The organism is Legionella jamestowniensis (assembly GCF_001467745.1).
In the GTDB taxonomy this organism is placed as follows: domain Bacteria; phylum Pseudomonadota; class Gammaproteobacteria; order Legionellales; family Legionellaceae; genus Tatlockia; species Tatlockia jamestowniensis.
The window spans coordinates 180,203-198,003 of sequence record NZ_LNYG01000001.1 but is presented as its reverse complement, the minus strand read 5'-3'; the positions used below and the strand labels follow the sequence as shown (position 1 = coordinate 198,003).

The following is a 17,801-nucleotide window of genomic DNA, read 5'->3' as shown; positions in this document are numbered from 1 at the left end:
TTACGTGCTAACCAGATATAGCCTTATAGCGTGTAATCAAGGTTATGCATATAAGTTAATCATTAAGCTTGGATACTCTCATTAAAGACTATCCATGGTTTTTTACTCAGCAAATTTTATAGATTTGTTGCCTGCCCGCCATTAGCGATGGCCGCTTTTGCTGGATTTTTTCTCTTCATGATAAGGCTCATTTTTAGCAGGCATTTTTTTGTGAAGATGTTTAACAGGTGCAGCTTTTTTCTTTTTTGCAACCGTTTCTTCCTTGGCGACTTTTCCTTTTCTAGGCGCTGAAGCAGATTTTCTTTTAGTAGCAGCCACATTTTCTTTCCTGGGTTTTGTTTTTCTCTTCTCAGTTGCCTCTTCAATCTCTTCTTCCAGTGTAGTGGTTAGTTCTTTTAAAACTTTCACCAAACGCTTTTTTTGAGTTAATTCAGAAATATTCCAGTCGTCTTTGTTGGCTCGCTGATGGGCGACTTTATATTTTATACCACTCATTTCTGTTGAATAATCGTTGGCATTTAATTTCTCGACAATCTGATGGGCGAGGATATACCAATGGTACTTGGTTCCTACAGGAACCCCAGAACCTTTAGGTGCCCTACCTTTTCTTCGTTTAGTGACTGAATAATGAATTTCCCATTTATCCGGTGTTAGTTTGGTTTCTTTCCACGGTCCTGCATCATAAATCCAGGAATGGCTACGTCCAACCTTCATTCCTGTATAACGTTTTCCTTCAAATTCTTTAAACTTATTGTAAGACTGGGTAATATCCTTTTGCTTACCAGAATCCTTGGATTCTTCCTTTGTACTCATTTTACCTTTCCTCCGTATTCCTTGCTATAGGATTAAGTTTAGCAAATGGCGTTTTGCAGCTTGTTAATTCTATCCAAAGGTTTAGTAAATCATCCAAACCACCTTCATATTTTCTTAAGGTTTTTTTGTTAAAATTTTGCACATCTAAATCATTAATGGTTTAGATGCGACCTATCTTCTCCACAAGGATAATTGGAGGACTGGTGAAAAACACTTAGTTTTAATGACTAAACGGGTTTGTCGCTGAGGCAAAGAAGATGAAGTCAATAATCGAATTATTGTACTGTTCGTTAACTTTAATTCAGCGAAGTGTTATCACCAAGCTTAAAAGTTCCCCCATCTTTTTTTGTCTCTTATTTAACGCTTAAAGCTAATTGTTCTCAGTAGCTTTTTTGATTGAATTGGAGCTTAAAAATGAAAAAACCCATAGTATTTAAAGGAAATTGTTCTTATAAAGATCTTAAGGACACTAGTGATGCTTATTTAGTAAGAGAAAGCAGTGATCCCAACTTTTTAACAGTTTCTTATTATGATAAAAAGCAAGGTTTATTGCATACTCGTATTTGTTTTGCAAATGGCGGGTGGCATTTACCGCACGAAGTTAATCCTCAAGATATAAAAACGCATGATGGAGATTCTCAAAAACTGCTTGATTTCATCCATGCTAGATTTAATCGTACGGATTTATTATTACCTAAAGCCCATGAAGCAAGCCAAAACCTTAGTCATAAAATATTAACTGCTATTGCTGGGTTGAATGAAGAACCAGAGAAAAATCCTAGTCCAACCACTCATGTCCCATTATCTAGAACACATCATCCAGAAATAAAACTTGTTTTTAATAAAAATGGCGATTCCGCATTAGAAAACAAAAAAGTAGGAAGCTGGCTTATTCGCGAAAGTTCAGACAGTAGAATGATTACTGTGTCACGGAAAGATTTTATCCAAGGCACGCATAAAATTCTGTGTTTCCGTTGTATGTGCATCAATGGGGAGTGGTATACAGAAGAAAATATACCAAAAAATATCGTTGCCAGTTCAACTTACCAACCAAATCCAAAGGAAGAAGCGGCTAGTTTGTTAAAATTTCTCGAACAGGAATGTTTTGAAGAAAAGGATAGAATTAGTCCCAGCCTCGAAGAGGAATCAACTCATCCCTACTTTAAACAATTCCCCGGAAAAACCATTGAACAATCCCAGCAAAAAAAGAATCTGATAACTTTCGAAGAATATTGGCAAAAAAGAAAACAGAAACGGCAAAAGTCAATTGTACCACCCAATCCACACACCGACTCAGTCTTTAAAGATACTGTTGAAATTGAGGGTGTCAATATTTATGAATGTCCTAAAACCAACGAACGTTATCAGCTAAAACAAGGCAGTGAAATTACCCTAGGTGATCTTCATGCCAATACCATGAAACTTCTGTTTATGTTGGTGTTTCACGGTATTGCACGCATCCCAGAAGAAAATTACCTGGCACTTTCTGAGATCTATAACAAGGATACGCATAACAAAGAAGATTTCCAGCGCTTTGCTGAATTATTAGATAGCATGGAATTCATCGATGACACCATCCGTAACACCCTATTAATCAGGTTAATCGGTGATGAGCTTGCTGATAGAGGCAGTAACGATTTCTTGACATTGCTAGTACTCAAAAAATTACATGAAGAAAAAGTTCCTGTTCAAATTTTATTGTCTAACCACAGTATAGAATTCATAGAAAGTTTGGAGAGAGAGTTAAAAAAACTTAAGGAGGAGGATGCCCTACCCTCTTCTCAACACTCGATGGACGAAGAAGAGGAAGAGGCTCCAACTCCACCATTCGCTGGAAAAAACGATTTTCTCCCTGAGCGCTTTTTAGGCTTTTCTGCTCAAAAGTCAATGCTAACTCTTAAATGGGCTATTGATGAGAAGAGAGTAGATTGGAAAGAGATGGTAGAACTCTATAAGAGTGTATACCCTTCGATGTCCTGTGTTCTTTCTTATACTCTGGATAAGGAAAACAATGGAATTACTCTGTATAGCCATGCCCCTATTGATATCGAAGTGGTAGAAAATTTAGCAGTGTCCTGGGGAATTGATTATAACGACAGCACGCCACAAGCATTGGCTGAATCAATTGATCGCATTAATCAACACTATCACCAACAATATGCTTGCAGAAACAGAATCCACGAATTATACAATGGACAAGACTTGACCAAAGCTGCGGAACCCAATGGCAAAATTAGCAAAAAGGAAAATCCACTACTTTTTCTAATGTGGAATAGAAGCTATACAAAAATTAACCGGGACGCTCAGCATAAAGGTTATTTTGTGAGTTACGTTCATGGGCACGACAGTAGTGAATTCGTCGCAAGTGCCAATGTTCGAAATCTCGATAACATATTAGGGAAGTTTCCTTTGGAACCCATGGGTAAATACACGGCCGTATGTAGCACAGTTAATAATCCAGTGATGGCAAATGACGCTGCTGCGGTAAATAGCCCTCTAGGCACATTTGGTTTATTTCGCCAATGTAATCGACGTGAGACTGAATTTTCATGCAGTTCCACTCCTGATTTTACCCATAGTTGATTATTAATCTTGATAAAGCCAGTGGAAACTGGCTTTATCAGTTTGTTTTTTAACAGAAAGAACAAGCCCATATAATCAAGCGTTTCTCTTTAAAAACCTCCCGGCAAATTAATACTACCGGCTTTATCCGGCGTTGCTGGCGTTGAGTTAATGTAGCAACCCTTTGATTTTTCACCATTCACGGCGACACCACCTTCCTTACTGATTGCCAAGGTACACAGGTTACTATTACTTCCAGTTATAGTCATTACCGAGGGACCTGCAATATTTTTAACCAAACAAGCTGGATTCTTGGTGACTGGATCAGGACAAGTGACACTATTATTAATCGATACGGGTTTAAAAGGATAACCGACATAAACCATATAAGAAAACTGGGTTGCTGGCGGTGGGGGCTCATCCTCGCCACAAATACTTCCTTTCACTTCCCCAGGCTGTATATTTTCCAAACGACAAACAAGACTTCCTTCTCGGTAGAAATTGACAGCTTTTGGTGAAGCTTCATTATTGTAAGCCGCGACATAAAGACTCTCCCCTGCACCAAAAGCAGCATAAGCAGGTGTATCAGCATTGATTGTTTTATTTAAATGCCCCAATGCTTTGAGATTGTGAATCCAATAGTAAATACTAGGTTTGGATTCTCCAGGATCAGGCGTGTTGGCTTGTTCATCAAAGTAACGTGTATAATATTGGGACGCTTTTGTGGCATCACCAAGGGCTAAGTATTTTAATAATGTTCCGCAATAAGCAGAATTTGATGAATCCCCTGAACATGGATTTTTAGCATCCTCAATGTATGCTCTGTTCACAAAATCCGGTTCAAAGCCTAGATAGAAAGAACCTGCGCTAACTGGTAAGGTATTTGATGCAAGATTTTGATAATAGCAAGGCTGTCTTGCACAGAAATAGGTGGACCTATCCAGTTTACCACCCCAGACATTGCCGACTAATAAATAATTTTGTCCAGTGGAACTATTGGCCCAGCCCGTAGGGAAAACACCTGACGCCGGATTTTGATTAAAATGATAATGATTTAATCCTTGCTCTTCGGTGGTGTATAAGTATAAACCGGTTTCTACCAAGGTTTGTGGTAAGGTATCATCCCCTTCAAACGTAATTCCCTGTGTATTTAATCCCCATAAAGCAATAGCTTGCGCTAGATTCATAAATTCAGCACTGTCCTCTTCATTGACATTGTCAGGACTATACGGCATTCCCAAAACAGAAGATAAGCCAGAATAGGGATCAAAACTTCTAAAGTGAGGGAATATTGTAGGCTCCGCACTTCCCTGCGGATACTTGTAATTGCAAATATCGCGAATAAGTAAATTAACCATCGCACCATACTGGCGTGCCCAGGTTTTATCAAATTGCGCAATGGTTGCAGCCCCATCAACGAGATAACCCCAATGAAATGGGTGATCAGTGAGCATCGTGGCGGTAAAAAAACCACTTGGAAAGCCCATCATCGTATGCCATTCACTGTTATACGTGTAAAACCAACTTCCCTCAGCACGTGGACAATCAGAGGTGCCGTCTGGACAAGGGTCGGTATAATTTAAACCTGTCAAAAAGCTGGTCATCTGTTTTTTTAGATTCGCTAATAAATCATCACGCACCTTTTTATACTTCGCATCAGGATTACTTGAGGAGCCCATCAGGATGTTAGCAATTTTTATAAGTTGCGATTCCCTGCTTAATAATTTTCCTGTGGCATAAGTATCCGTCCAGGGATTTTTTGCATCCAAATGTGGATCGGGAGGCAAACTAAACGAATAACCTGCAATTTTATCAAGCTCAGCCTGGTTAAGGCGATTGGGCAGTGCCGGGAGGAGGCCACGAAATGCTACTTCAGTGGTAAAAGACGATTTTCCAGACGATGTTGAATTGAGAGGCACAATAAAGGCATGCATTGTTCCTTTAAGTGTTTGTATAGTCCCTCTATTGCTAGCACAATCATCCTGAAAAAGACAACTTGCTTTTGAATCGCTACTCATGTTTTTAATATGCCAGGGATACAGCATAACCAGTGGCTGCTTTTTCAACGACGAATGTTGATAAACCGTTTCAGCATCAAAATTAAAATGAGTAATCACCTCTGCTTTATTCTTATCATACTCATAACTAATCGACGTATTGGTAATAAACGTATAAGCATAAGGTTTAAATTGATTGGCGATGTCAATGGCGGTTGAGTCGGAGGACGCAGGGATAACCGCCAAGGAAAAATAGCGATTGGTTTCTGCAGTATTGATTGACGTTCCAGGTACAATTGCCCCACTCCCCCCTTGATTGACCGGAACGATGACACTGCCAGAACCTGTTTTCCAAGGATTGGTTGGCGAGTCAGGATTGGTAAAGTAAGCATAATAACGATAACCTGAATCGGAAGCATTTTTTGTTTTAAATACACTTAACCCGGCACCCTGACTTAATAATTTGACTTCCTGTGAGTTATTGAATTGAAGATAGGAAGCCGTTTGATTATTTTTTCTTTCAAGAAAAACGAAAGGGGAGCCTTCTATGACACTGGCAGCAAATAACGGTGTGTTATTTCGAGCCCATTCTGCTTTAACCATCCAATCCGAGTAATCGGCGACCAGAGGTGCAGTTCCACTCAAATCTCCCGTTGTGAGAGTAACATCGAGTGTATTATCGTATCCCCTGTCAACATGCACATTATCAACCTTGGCTGTTTGCAAGGGGATTCCTAAAGAAACGCCCCGCTCCGTTAATCGCACAGTCAGAGGATTAGGAATAAGTAATAGGGGAGAAAGATAGTCACTGTCTTGTATTTGTGAAGCCGGCTTATCCACCGCCAGTAAAGGTGTCCACCATACGCCGGTAGTGGTAGGTTTATTGTTAAGGCCAAATTGACTGCCACGAAATATTGATTTCAAAGTGGAATAGTTATTAATCAATGGATAACCAGCATCCTTCGAAACACGACCCGGATATTTTTGAGCAAGTTTTGCAATTTGCTGTTCATCATAATAAATTCCCTGCCCAAGCTGCGTGGCACCAAAACTAATTTGGGTTTGCAAAAGAAAACTGATAGTAATAAGTGAAAAAATTTTTTTATTTCTTGAGTTAATTGTCTCTAACATTGATCCTCTCCTTAGTATACAAGTTATAAATATCAATCCTTTTTATTATCAAATGAATGTAACGGATTACAGTTTGGTTATAAACCTTCAGGAAACAGGTTATTTTTTCGGTTAACAAACAGACCGAATAATTCAGCCATTCGTAATAGGAAAAGGCTCTATCACAGAAAGTACGTGTCTTCCAGCTTTAGTACTCGCCTGGAAGCGTTAAATTGCCCGTTAAAACGTTTGAGAGCATCTTCACGCATTTGGTTTGCATGATTAGTCACATAGTGACTATAGGTGTCATAATCTTTGAGATAATAAGCAACGGTAATTTTTCTAGTTTCTTTATCATCTTTGCTATCAACATCAAATAATAAATCAGCTTTGATAAATCCATCCAGTGCCAGCAAATCTTTAATATGAGGTTTTAACCAACTAATGTAGGCATCAAAAATAGCAACCTTAATTTCCAAATTAACTTCATAGACGATCACTTGCTAATCACCCCTTAGACCTTACCACAAACACGATGACCAATCCAACCTGCAAGCAATAACGTTGAAAATACCCCTAGCAGGGTACCATAATTATTCCACCCTGGACCAACGAGAGTCAACGCATCTGGGGTATGAAAAATGGAAAAAGGAATGGCTAATAGAACATCAACCAAAGCTGAACCCGCCACAAGACCACAGGCAATCAAAACACCCTTTTGTTTGCGCTGGCGCATTTCCTCTTCCGCCAAAGCTTGTTTGCTTAAACGCCATTGCACAATCATTGCTATCATACCACCTAAAAATAAGGGAAATGAAGATGCCAAAGGCAAATACATGCCAATAGCTACGCCTAAAATAGACAATCTGATGTAGCGCGCTAATCCAAGTACTCGATTTAGAATAATTATCGATAAAATGATGGCTGCACCAACAAACATCATTGTCCAGGGAAGTGTGTTACGAAAAACCGCTTCTGTGATGGCCGCCATTAATGCAGCGGTAGGTGCTGGCAAAGTCTGGCTTGGATCCATACCATCATGGGGCATCACTCCTGCTATGCCATAGACATCAAACAAAAGCTGCATTACAGGAGGTATTACCAGTGAAGAAATCACAACTCCTAGTAATAGCATGACCTGTTGTTTCCAGGGGGTAGCGCCCACCAACTGGCCAACTTTTAGATCCTGCGTATTATCATTGGCAATCGCAGCAATCCCAGTCACCACCGAACCAATAATAATAGTAATTGCTTCGGCTGCTCTAATTTGGTTATTGGTGAGTGGCAAAGAAAAAAAATGATTCATTACTGTTAATAATATCCAGGCGGCAAATAACATGCCGGCAATAACCACGGAACTACCAGGGCTTGCAGTGACCCCAACCATTCCTGAAAAATACCCAGTGATGACTGAAAATAAAAGACCAATGACTAAAATATAAAGCACAGCGCCAAACACCATACTTGGGCCGAAATCACCATCAAAACCAGCTTCTTCTAGAGGAAAAACCATTTGAAAAAATAGAAACAATACCGCTGCGATAAAAAGGACACCAATGATAATAAAGGGCATGGGTATATCTTTGTCGGTGCGTAGTAACTGGGCGTCTGAATGGCTTTTAGCCATAAAAGCCCTATAGGAGACCTGCATACTTTTTAACAATGGCTTTATTAATTTTAAAAATGTCCAGGTACCTGCAAAAAGCATTGCCCCAATTCCCAAATACCTCATTTCGCTATTCCATAAAAACCCAGCTGCTTGATCAGCAGGGTATTGTTCTAAAAACTGAGGATAAAATTGGCTTACAATAGGCATGGCTATTAGCCAGGAAATAATGGCGCCCAAAAATATACTAATCGCCATTTCATGCCCTACTAAATAACCAGCACCTATCATGGTTGCTGAAAATCCGGCACCAAAACCAAACAGGGAACGTCTCGCAACAAACCAGTAGTTCCAATTGTTAGCAATTACTTTAAATCCAGTTTGTAAAAGCTCAATAAAACCTCCAACCGCACCCCCTAAAAAAATATCGCGGACGCCCGCTTTTTCGGCAGAAGATTTTAAAACTTCTGCAATAGCCCGTCCCTCGGGAAACTTTAAAATAGGCTCATTAACCAAGACTCTACGCAAAGGGATAGAAAACAATACCCCTAAAATTCCCCCCGTTACCGCAATTAAAAAATTGGTGAGATAATCAAACCCATCCCAGTATTGGATAATAATTAAAGCTGGAATCGTATAAACAATCCCTCCTGCAACTGCCTCCCCAGCAGAGGCAGCAGTTTGCACAGCGTTGTTCTCAAGAATTGTGGCATTTTTAAAAAAACGCAGAATCCCCATTGAAATAATGGCAGCAGGTATGGATGCTGAAGTTAAAATACCTAATTTTAGAGCCAGATAAGCATTTGATAGCGCCAATAACACAGTGAGAATAACGGCAAGAATAACCACACGAAATGTTAATTCTGCAATTTTTTTATCCGCTGCTATAAACGGAGCAGGTTTACTCATTGATTACCCCATAATGCTTTGGCTACTTCTGGGCGCAACCAATTTGCAAGCTTTGATTTGGAAATTATTACAGTTTGCGGCCCATAGACATAGGCTGCTACTTGATAGGTATCAAATACAATTGCCACCCCGTCTTTGACAAAATGCCAGTTACGATAATTTTCTTCGGTAGGCTCTGTCCCTTTAGCGACCCATTCTTCATCGGAGATTTTTTTCTCAAGAAGAGTCATGCGACTAAATTTAGCAATTTCAGGCAAATAATTGGTATCCGACTTAAACAAATCCGCTAAAGTGACCTCTTTTCCATCAATAAAATTGAAGGTCTTGATGGAGTTATTAGGATGAGCTGCACCACGATTGTTAACAGAGATGGTAAATAATAAACTAACCGCATTTTGATTCTGGAACTCAAGTTTATAATCAATATATAAACTATTCTTTCCCGGGGCATCACTTGCTTCATCTGTATCGGGATTGAAATCAGCACGTTGCGTTTCATCAATAAAGTTTTTTACTGTTTTATCAATATTTTTATTGGCAAAACCCTGGGGATATTTAATGTCCAAATCAAACGTGGCATTTTCTTTTTTAATCTTTACCGTTGTGGGCGACTCGGCCCAAGTAAGGTTCGTTGCCAAAGCAACAACTAACATCAACCCACCCAGCAATTTTTTCATGATTTGCCCTCCCTTAGATACTTAACCAGTTTCCAGCGATCATTGTGCTATGTTCCAGTGGATAACCAAAATGATAACAAAGTGCTGCACTGTCGTTTGTTGACCAGCGCACTAAATCGGCTTTTAATCCTATCGCAATTGTACCTATTTCTTCCTCCAAGCCAAGCGCTTTTGCTGCATAAAACGTTACACCTGCCAAGGCCTCAGCAACCGTTAAATGAAATAACTGACAAGCCATATTTAGCATGAGTGTCAATGAAGTAGTTGGGGATGAACCAGGGTTTGAATCGGTAGCTATAGCCATACCAACTTTCATGCTGCGTAAACTTTCCACCGGCGGTTTCTTTTTTTCGCGCAGGAAATAATAGGCGCCAGGCAATAAGACAGCTACAGTACCGCTATTGGCCATTGCCGCAATGCCTGAATTATCCAAATACTCCAGATGATCACACGATAAAGCGTCAAATTGCGCAGCCAATTTGGAAGCACCAAGGTTTGATAGTTGTTCTGCATGGCATTTAATGGGTAATCCTAGTGCATTCGCTTTTATAAAGAGTTGTTCTGTTTGCGTCAAACTAAAACCAATTGACTCACAAAAAACATCCACTGCATCGGCCAAACCTGCTTCTGCTATTGCCGGTAACATCTCAGCACATAAAAAATCCACATAGCCTTGTGCATTGTTGTGAAATTCGGGAGGTACTGCATGGGCTCCTAAAAACGTTGTTTTCACTCGAATACCACTCATTGTGCCTAATTGTCTGGCCACTTTAAGCATTTTTATTTCATTTTTTAGATCAAGACCGTAACCTGATTTAATTTCAACGGTGGTAACGCCCTCGGCACGCATGGCTAAAATTCGAGGCAATGATTGTTCTATTAACTCTTCTTCAGTTGCAGCCCTTGTGGATTGAACCGTCGATAAAATACCACCGCCCGCTTTTGCTATTTCGGCATAGGTTTTCCCTAAAAGACGCTGTTTAAATTCATCAGCACGATTTCCGGCATACACCAAGTGAGTATGGCAGTCGATAAGACCGGGCGTCACCAATTGGCCATCGCATTCATGAATTGCTATTGCATGGTGTTTATAATCACTTGGCAGTTCAGCCATGCTGCCACACCAGAGAATATGTTCATTTGCAATAGCAATGGCTTGCTGTTGACATTCCTCACCGGCCGGATTAATTGTCGTGACATTTAGCAATAAGCGTTCACAACGTGTCATTACTCCTCCCACTCCGGAACCTGGTGCGGGGGAATAAGCCAACATTGATGATGGCTTTTATCATAAATGTCCCATTCCCTGGCAACAAATTCATCCCGGCTTACCTTAAGAAGCAACCAACTTAGAAAAAGCGCAACAGTTTCCGTGGTTAATAAACGTTGCTCAGCCTTAAGGATATGAAAAAAGTTTTGTTTTTCTATATCCATGCATTGCGCCTGACGGATTAAAGCTTGCATATCTGTATCAATAATTCCTGGCATCACAGAAGCAAAAGCAGTCCCGTGGCTTTCCAGTTGCCAGCAACGGGTTAACATGGATAAACCTGCTTTTGAAACACAATAGGCAGCCCACCCTGTGACAGGAAAATAGGCAGCACCGGAGCCTATATTTAAAACACGTCCTTTCAGTTTAGGTAACAGTAACTGCGTTAGAAACAAGGGGGCATTTAGATTGGTAGCTAATGTTTGTTGCCATGAAAGTTCATCAATCTCAGCAATAGGAGCAATTGGCTCAATTGTCCCTGCATTATGCACTAATCCTTCAATTGAAGCAGTTGACTGTAGCGCTGTTGCAATTTGCTCCCTTCCCTCTTTAGTAGCCACATCTGCCGCAAGGTAAGAAATGAGTGGTGAAAAGGAAGCAGTCTTTGCAAGCACTTTTTCACGTCTTCCCACAATTAATATTTTTTTACCTTGCATGGCCAGATTTTTTGCCAATGCACGTCCAATTCCACTGCCACCTCCAGTGATTACAAACACAATAATACTCCTAATAGCAACTCAACCTTTAATCCTGAGTTGATAACATATCTCTGCACAGGACGAAATTTTAAAATTGAATCATGGCAGTGACAATCTAGACGACTTTTAAACAAGAACCTGTTCTTGATTGCTTTACGTTGTTTACACGACCCTATAAAAAATTTGCCTTGTGCTAACAAATATATTTCAATGCTATAATTTATAATCTGCTTCAGGGTTATCAAGGATTCCGATAATTTTCGCGCCCGATAATAACAGACATTCTATTGAATTGGCATAATTTGAATAAATAAAGGAATAAGCGGGATTAAATTTTCGTCTACATTAAGTAATTAAAACTTTAGCCCCAGGATTGGCCTTTACCCAATTAGCCACATATTCAATATAGTTATTTTTGCCGACAGCAATGCATCCACGCGTTGAACTTGGTAAGTTGTTTAACCAACCCAACAAGCTAGATGACTGCGTTGGCCCATGAATCCCTACATCTCTACCAGAGTATCCTGCAGCTAATTGCTTTGAAGTCGGATAGAGAATTGGAATAAAGACTTTAAATTGAGTAGATTTCCTTGGATGGGCTAGCCTGTATAAACCGATGGGTGTTTTATTATCACCGGCTTTTTTTTTCCCAACACCTTTGTATCCGAGCGCTACTTTAAAGGTCTTAATGACAGTGCCGTGCCTACAAATATTTAAAATCCGCTTTGTGGTGAGTACATTAATGCCATTGGATAAAGGACAAGCCGCAGTATCAGCAAATAAGGCCACAGGAAATAAGATAGAGATCATTAATAAAATTGTTTTTACTTTCATACAGATAGACAAATATTACCAAAAGTGGTTAATAATTATTCCATAGCTTTGCGTTTATTCCTAGTGTTAACAGACTAAATATCCACCACAGTTATTACGAGGACGCCTAAAATTGAATTTAACTAGTTGATTTATATTTTTTATAGAAACCAAAAGGGTTGAGCCAGCTTAAATATTGCTCATAATTCACTTGGGTAAATGTACCCATCCTTTTTTTGAGCTTATTGGGTTATTATTGTCCAAATAAAAAATTATAGGCATTGAGGACGATGGGCAAAATTAAGGTTTATTATTGGCAAGGTATCTTAGGGGATGCCGACTTATTTGCGCCTTATCAGGCAACAATCAATAAGCTGATTCAGGGGAATTACAAAGCCGCTGATTTGGATTTAAAACAACTTGATGGCCACCGTGTTTACAGTGTGCGTGTTAATAAAAGTGATCGCTTAATATTTACCACATTTGAGAAAGAAGGCAAATCCTACCTACTTTTGTTGGACGTGGTATTAAACCACGATTACAGAAAATGTGCTTTTTTTAATCCCTCTGTACTTAAAAATTATTTGGTGAAAAATGCCGACGACATTCACCGGCAAATCGATAACAATAATTTCATTGATATCAATGACGTTCCATTGCTTAACCAAGAAGCTGCGGATTCAGCGCCTTCATTGCAATTTACCCCCATTAATTACTACAACCAAATGTATATTGAGTTCAATGATGAGCAACAAATCGCGAGAGGGGCGACACTTCCGGCCGTGATTAGTGGTCCACCTGGTTCAGGAAAATCCTGTGTTGCCCTTTCACTTTTAGAACAGGCAGTTAATCAACAAGCCCATAATGATGCACCTATTTTGTATGTTACTCAATCAGAGCCTTTAAAAAAGCTACTCGAAACAGCCTGGCATGAATTACCTGTCGCTCAAAATTTACCACCTAATTCAGTGCAATTTTGTACGTATATAGAGCTTTTAAATAAATTAAATATAGAGCAAGAAGCGGTTGGGGAGTCGTATTTTCAAACGTGGTTTAAGCAATACAATGTTAAACAAAAACAGCGTAAAAAAACGATTTCAGGATATGAGACTTTCTTAAAACAAACATCTCTCATTTACCGTGAATTACGAATTCTTACAGCTTATACACCTGAAAACTACTTAAAGCTCGGTGAGCGTCAATCATTGATTTATGATGCCAATGAAAAGCAGTGGATGTTAGAGATAGCAAATGCCTATTTACACCACCTTAAAGAAACAAAACATCTTGATCCTGCACTTTATCAATTGCCAATAAACCCTATTTATTCACGTATTGTTGTCGATGAAGCCCAGGATTTGTCACATTGTCAGCTGAAAAATTTACGCGATTTAGCCAAAGAGAGCCAATTGGCCGCGTGTATGGATACGCATCAAAGCCTGGAAGATGAGCAAGCTAAACGCGATTATCTGCTGCAAATGTTGAGTGAACGTCATTATAAAGCACAACATTTGCCATTAAGTGCTACTTATCGCTGTCCTCCTGCCATTGTTACATTGGCCAATAAAGTGATTGAAATCAAAAATAGCTTGACTGGTGGTATCGCCGATAAAAAAGAATTTACAACAATTTCATCTGCCTGTGCTTCGCAAACTGAAACGGGATTTGTACAGTGGCTTGATTATTCCGCAACCGAAGAACTACTAAATTTACGTCAGAAAGAACTTGTCGTGGTTACTTATGAGGAATTTAAAGACGAAGCAATCAAACTCTTCCAAACTCCTCTTGTGTTTACGCCTGAACAAATTAAAGGACTTGAGTACACAACTGTTGTTGCATTTCGCTTATTTGACAAAGAGGAGTTTAAACAAGCTAATACGCAGCTTAAGGATAAAGTGAAGGAAGGCACTCTGGTTGCACCAACACACCGCGCTAAGCAAGGTCAAAGAAATTCAAGTATCGGGCCTTTATGGAACAAAATATTTACGGCATTTACCAGAACCAAAAAGAATTTGATTATCGTACAGGATACTAAACGAATATTGCAGCTTAGCAATGTATTACAAAACGCCACGGTTAATCAGAACACGCCATTACACGTTGAACTTACAGAAGATTCTCAAATCGATTGGCGTAAAGAAGCGGATAAACAACGCCAACACGGCAATGAGGAAATTGCTAAAAGAATTGAGATGGAGAAGCTTCAAGAAAATGTTAAACCTGTGAAACAAAGCATGAAGTCCTCTTCCACAAATCATGAAGCCCTAAAAAATAAAAAAACCAATCTCCAATCACTACCAGCCAAAGGAAAGCATGGGGCTCCAGGGGTTGAATTTAAGTTCCCAGCTAATTTTTCAAGAAAATTACTCGCAAAATTACTTAATAGCCCGCTCATTAATGACTATTTTTTTCAACCTAAAGGTGATTCCTGTCCTTTTATCGATTTTATTGCCAAAGAAGATAACGTAAGGTTATTAGCTTCTGTGTTAGAACAACCCGAAGAAGTGTTCACCTCTGCACTCGAACAATTTAAAAAATGGTTAGTGTCACTAGAACAACATAAAAAAATAGCCCATATTCCAGAAAAATACAGAACATTAATAGAGTCACATAAAAAACTGTTGGAATCCGTTTTAAAACACCCTGAGTTATTCTCGCTATCTACGTTAGAACTACATAAAAAGTTATTAGCGTCCTTGCCAGCGCAACATAAAAAATCACTAGAGCTGGAACAGCATGAAAAACTATTACTGTCTGTCATAGAAAATCAAAAATACATCAAGATGATAGCGGATGGTTTAATGGGTGATTTTAATGGCCGCCCTCTTTTTCTGGAGTTGTTTAAACGGGAGAGGCTGCATAATTTGATCAAATATATCCCCGCAATAGCCAGGTACCTATTACCGAAATTTTTGACACAAAACTATTCATACGGTGAAGAAGAAAGCACCATTTTTCTAGACTTGACCCAAAGGCCCGAAGGTCATGAAATTTTATCGATTTTGTTCAAAAAAAATCCCACCCTGCTGAATCTATCTTTTTTAGATATGACTGCCAGTTATATGGCGAAAGATAATTTTGCGCTAATGCATTTAATTACAGCTCAACTTCTCTCGGACAATTATAATTCCGATGACATTCACTTATTGCGATTGATATTAAAAAACAATCCGAAATTAATTACAGAGCTGTCGCCTGTCTTGATGAAACCCGTCGACAAGGGTGATTTTAAAAATACCTCGCCTTTTTTCTGGTTATGCTTTTATTCACCCAGGCTATTAGGTGAATGGATGGATGTAAGTCCAGAGCTGATAACACAGCTATCAGCTGAAGAGTTAATGGAGGCCTTGTTTTCTATCACTTCGCCAGAGCTCGATATGGCTTTCTATTGGCTGACGATGGACAGGGAGTATTTATCGGTCTTTAAAAGAATATTAGAACTTAAACCTGATGTCATTGCTAAAATCCCGGCAGAAAAATTAGCGTATGCACTGACCCTAAATAAAAGCGGGGCTTGTGCATTGTACTCTTTATCTAAAATGGCTGAAGGATGCACCTGGTTAAATGAGCTTTTGAAATTAAAACCTGACATTGCAAATTATATTTCGGCCCATGATTTAGGATTAAACGTTAAGGACGAAGACGACTCCCCGCTCTATTGGCTGAGTTTTAGCGCTGAAGGCCGACTCGTATTAAAGAACCTATTTGACTTAAATAAAAAACTCGCCACTGATTTAAAACTAGAGGATTTTGTTCGTCCAATAACCAGTGCAAGTGCCATTAAATCAGGTGTCAATTCAACGCCTTTTTACTGGTTAACCACTTGTCCTGATGGTCGGCAGTTGCTTGTTACATTACTGGATTTAAATAAAGCCCTTAGGAAGGGACTTCGTTCTTCAGACTTATTACGCCTACGCCCAGAAGAAGCTGAAAAATATGCTTATACCACTCCATTTTATTATCTAACCTCTGATCTTTTAGGACATAAAATTTTAAACCAACTTATGGAAAGTAATCCCAAGTTACCAACAGAAGTTTCCTACGCTCAATTAACACAACTATTAAGCGACAAGTCTCCTCCAATGCTTGTAAATACGTCACCTTTGTATTGGCTGGTTTATCACTATGGACTAAGTGACTTGCTAGATAAGTTTCTAACCCCGGAGATGGAAAAAAATCTTTCGTCACACTTATTAACTATTAAGACCTACGCAAGAATAGAAGCAATTCCACAGTGTATTTTAGATGGTTTTAGCCGTAGCAGAAATGGTTTACAAAAACTATCTCAGATATTCTCAAAGTACCCAGGGATCCTTGATAATTGTATGAGTCGCATCTTAATGGTGTTTTCAGATATTAATGTAGCCCTTCCAAATTCGCAGTTCTCATTAGGGCCTAAGTACGCTCTGCTACTGTCCTATGAAGGGCGATTGCTATTGTGCGAAAAATTACGACAAGACCGTTCCTTTGTAAAATTTTTTCCTACCAAAGACTTAATCATAAAAATGGGGCCTCCAATATTCAATCATTCCACTACAATTCTACAATATCTCTGTCATGCAAAGTATGGCATTCCCGCATTGACCGAATTATTGCTGGCAAACCCAAACTATATCAAAGAAATTCCAGCCACTGCCTGGATGAAGGTTATTGATATAGAGAAAGAAACTGGTGCTTGTTGCTTATATTGGTTAGCATGTAGTGGTGAGGAAGGGCTAAAAATTTTAGCAACATTAATTCGGCAAAATGAAGCACTTGTTAAACAAATTTCAAATACAGAATTGCTCAGGCCTGTTATCTGTAGAAAAACACAAGAAAAAACAAATTTATCAGCGGTGTTGATGCAAAGTAACAGTGGCCGTCGCGTGCTTCAAAGTATATTTCAAAAAAGACCCGAGTTAGAGGGGAGAGTGCCTGAAGATAATTCATTACATGACTCACACCAAGCTCAAGCAGTGAATACAGGCACAACAAATGATCACACACCAAAAAGCCTAAAAATTACACAAAAATTAGCTCCAAAACAGCTAAACTTACCAACAATACCTGAAGAAAAATCATTAAGCGACTCGCATCCGGCCCAACCAATGACTACAGAGACTGTAACTAACAATAAGCTTGATACAGCCACAAATTTAAAATCGCTACAGGAAGAATCGCAATTTGAAAAACCAGGACCGGTCGGTGAAAGTTTCAGGTTGTTTAACCAGGCCACCAAGGAGAAAAAAGGGGAACCCTCCCCATCAACCCAAAGTGTCATGGAATTACAATAACAACATTGGTGCAATTCATAACTGTGTAGAGAGTTGAGGCGAAGCAATTCAATAGATTCTATTGAATTGCTTC

General features: G+C 39.3%; 10 protein-coding genes. 2 read left to right on the top strand and 8 right to left on the bottom strand.

From position 1 onward, the window contains the following. Positions 1–141 precede the first annotated feature (141 nt). A complete protein-coding gene (locus Ljam_RS15385; protein ID WP_058448242.1) occupies positions 142–813 on the bottom strand; it encodes a hypothetical protein in 672 nt (223 codons plus the stop codon). A gap of 414 nt (positions 814–1,227) precedes the next feature. Between Ljam_RS15385 and Ljam_RS00810 the strand changes: the two genes are divergently transcribed. Continuing rightward, entirely contained in the window at positions 1,228–3,396 is a 2,169-nt protein-coding gene (locus Ljam_RS00810; protein ID WP_058448241.1) for an SH2 domain-containing protein, read from the top strand. An 89-nt stretch (positions 3,397–3,485) separates the two neighbouring features. On the opposite strand, the gene Ljam_RS00805 is transcribed toward Ljam_RS00810, so the two are convergent. The 7 genes from Ljam_RS00805 to Ljam_RS00775 form a co-directional block, all read right to left on the bottom strand. Beyond that, positions 3,486–6,503: a glycosyl hydrolase gene (locus Ljam_RS00805; protein ID WP_058448240.1), complete on the bottom strand. Its 3,018-nt coding sequence runs from the start codon at positions 6,501–6,503 to the stop codon at positions 3,486–3,488. A gap of 161 nt (positions 6,504–6,664) precedes the next feature. Further along, positions 6,665–6,982, bottom strand: coding sequence for a DUF4286 family protein (locus tag Ljam_RS00800; RefSeq protein ID WP_058448239.1), 318 nt, complete (start codon positions 6,980–6,982; stop codon positions 6,665–6,667). A gap of 14 nt (positions 6,983–6,996) precedes the next feature. After that, complete coding sequence (locus tag Ljam_RS00795; RefSeq protein ID WP_058448238.1) at positions 6,997–8,997, bottom strand: OPT family oligopeptide transporter; 2,001 nt, start codon at positions 8,995–8,997, stop codon at positions 6,997–6,999. Next, positions 8,994–9,674 (bottom strand): DUF3298 and DUF4163 domain-containing protein, encoded by a 681-nt coding sequence (locus Ljam_RS00790; RefSeq protein ID WP_058448237.1) that lies wholly within the window; start codon positions 9,672–9,674, stop codon positions 8,994–8,996. The genes Ljam_RS00795 and Ljam_RS00790 overlap by 4 nt, the downstream gene beginning before the upstream one ends. 13 nt (positions 9,675–9,687) lie before the next feature. Further along, positions 9,688–10,902 (bottom strand): imidazolonepropionase, encoded by a 1,215-nt coding sequence (hutI, locus tag Ljam_RS00785; RefSeq protein ID WP_058448236.1) that lies wholly within the window; start codon positions 10,900–10,902, stop codon positions 9,688–9,690. Then, the gene (locus Ljam_RS00780; protein WP_058448235.1) at positions 10,902–11,660 is read right to left on the bottom strand and encodes an SDR family NAD(P)-dependent oxidoreductase; all 759 of its coding nucleotides are present in this window, start codon (positions 11,658–11,660) and stop codon (positions 10,902–10,904) included. Before Ljam_RS00780 ends, hutI begins: the two co-directional genes overlap by 1 nt. 327 nt (positions 11,661–11,987) lie before the next feature. After that, positions 11,988–12,476 (bottom strand): L,D-transpeptidase family protein, encoded by a 489-nt coding sequence (locus Ljam_RS00775; protein ID WP_058448234.1) that lies wholly within the window; start codon positions 12,474–12,476, stop codon positions 11,988–11,990. A gap of 269 nt (positions 12,477–12,745) precedes the next feature. On the opposite strand from Ljam_RS00775, the gene Ljam_RS00770 reads away from it, so the two are divergent. Continuing rightward, positions 12,746–17,728 (top strand): DEAD/DEAH box helicase, encoded by a 4,983-nt coding sequence (locus tag Ljam_RS00770; protein WP_058448233.1) that lies wholly within the window; start codon positions 12,746–12,748, stop codon positions 17,726–17,728. The last annotated feature ends 73 nt before the right edge of the window (positions 17,729–17,801 follow it).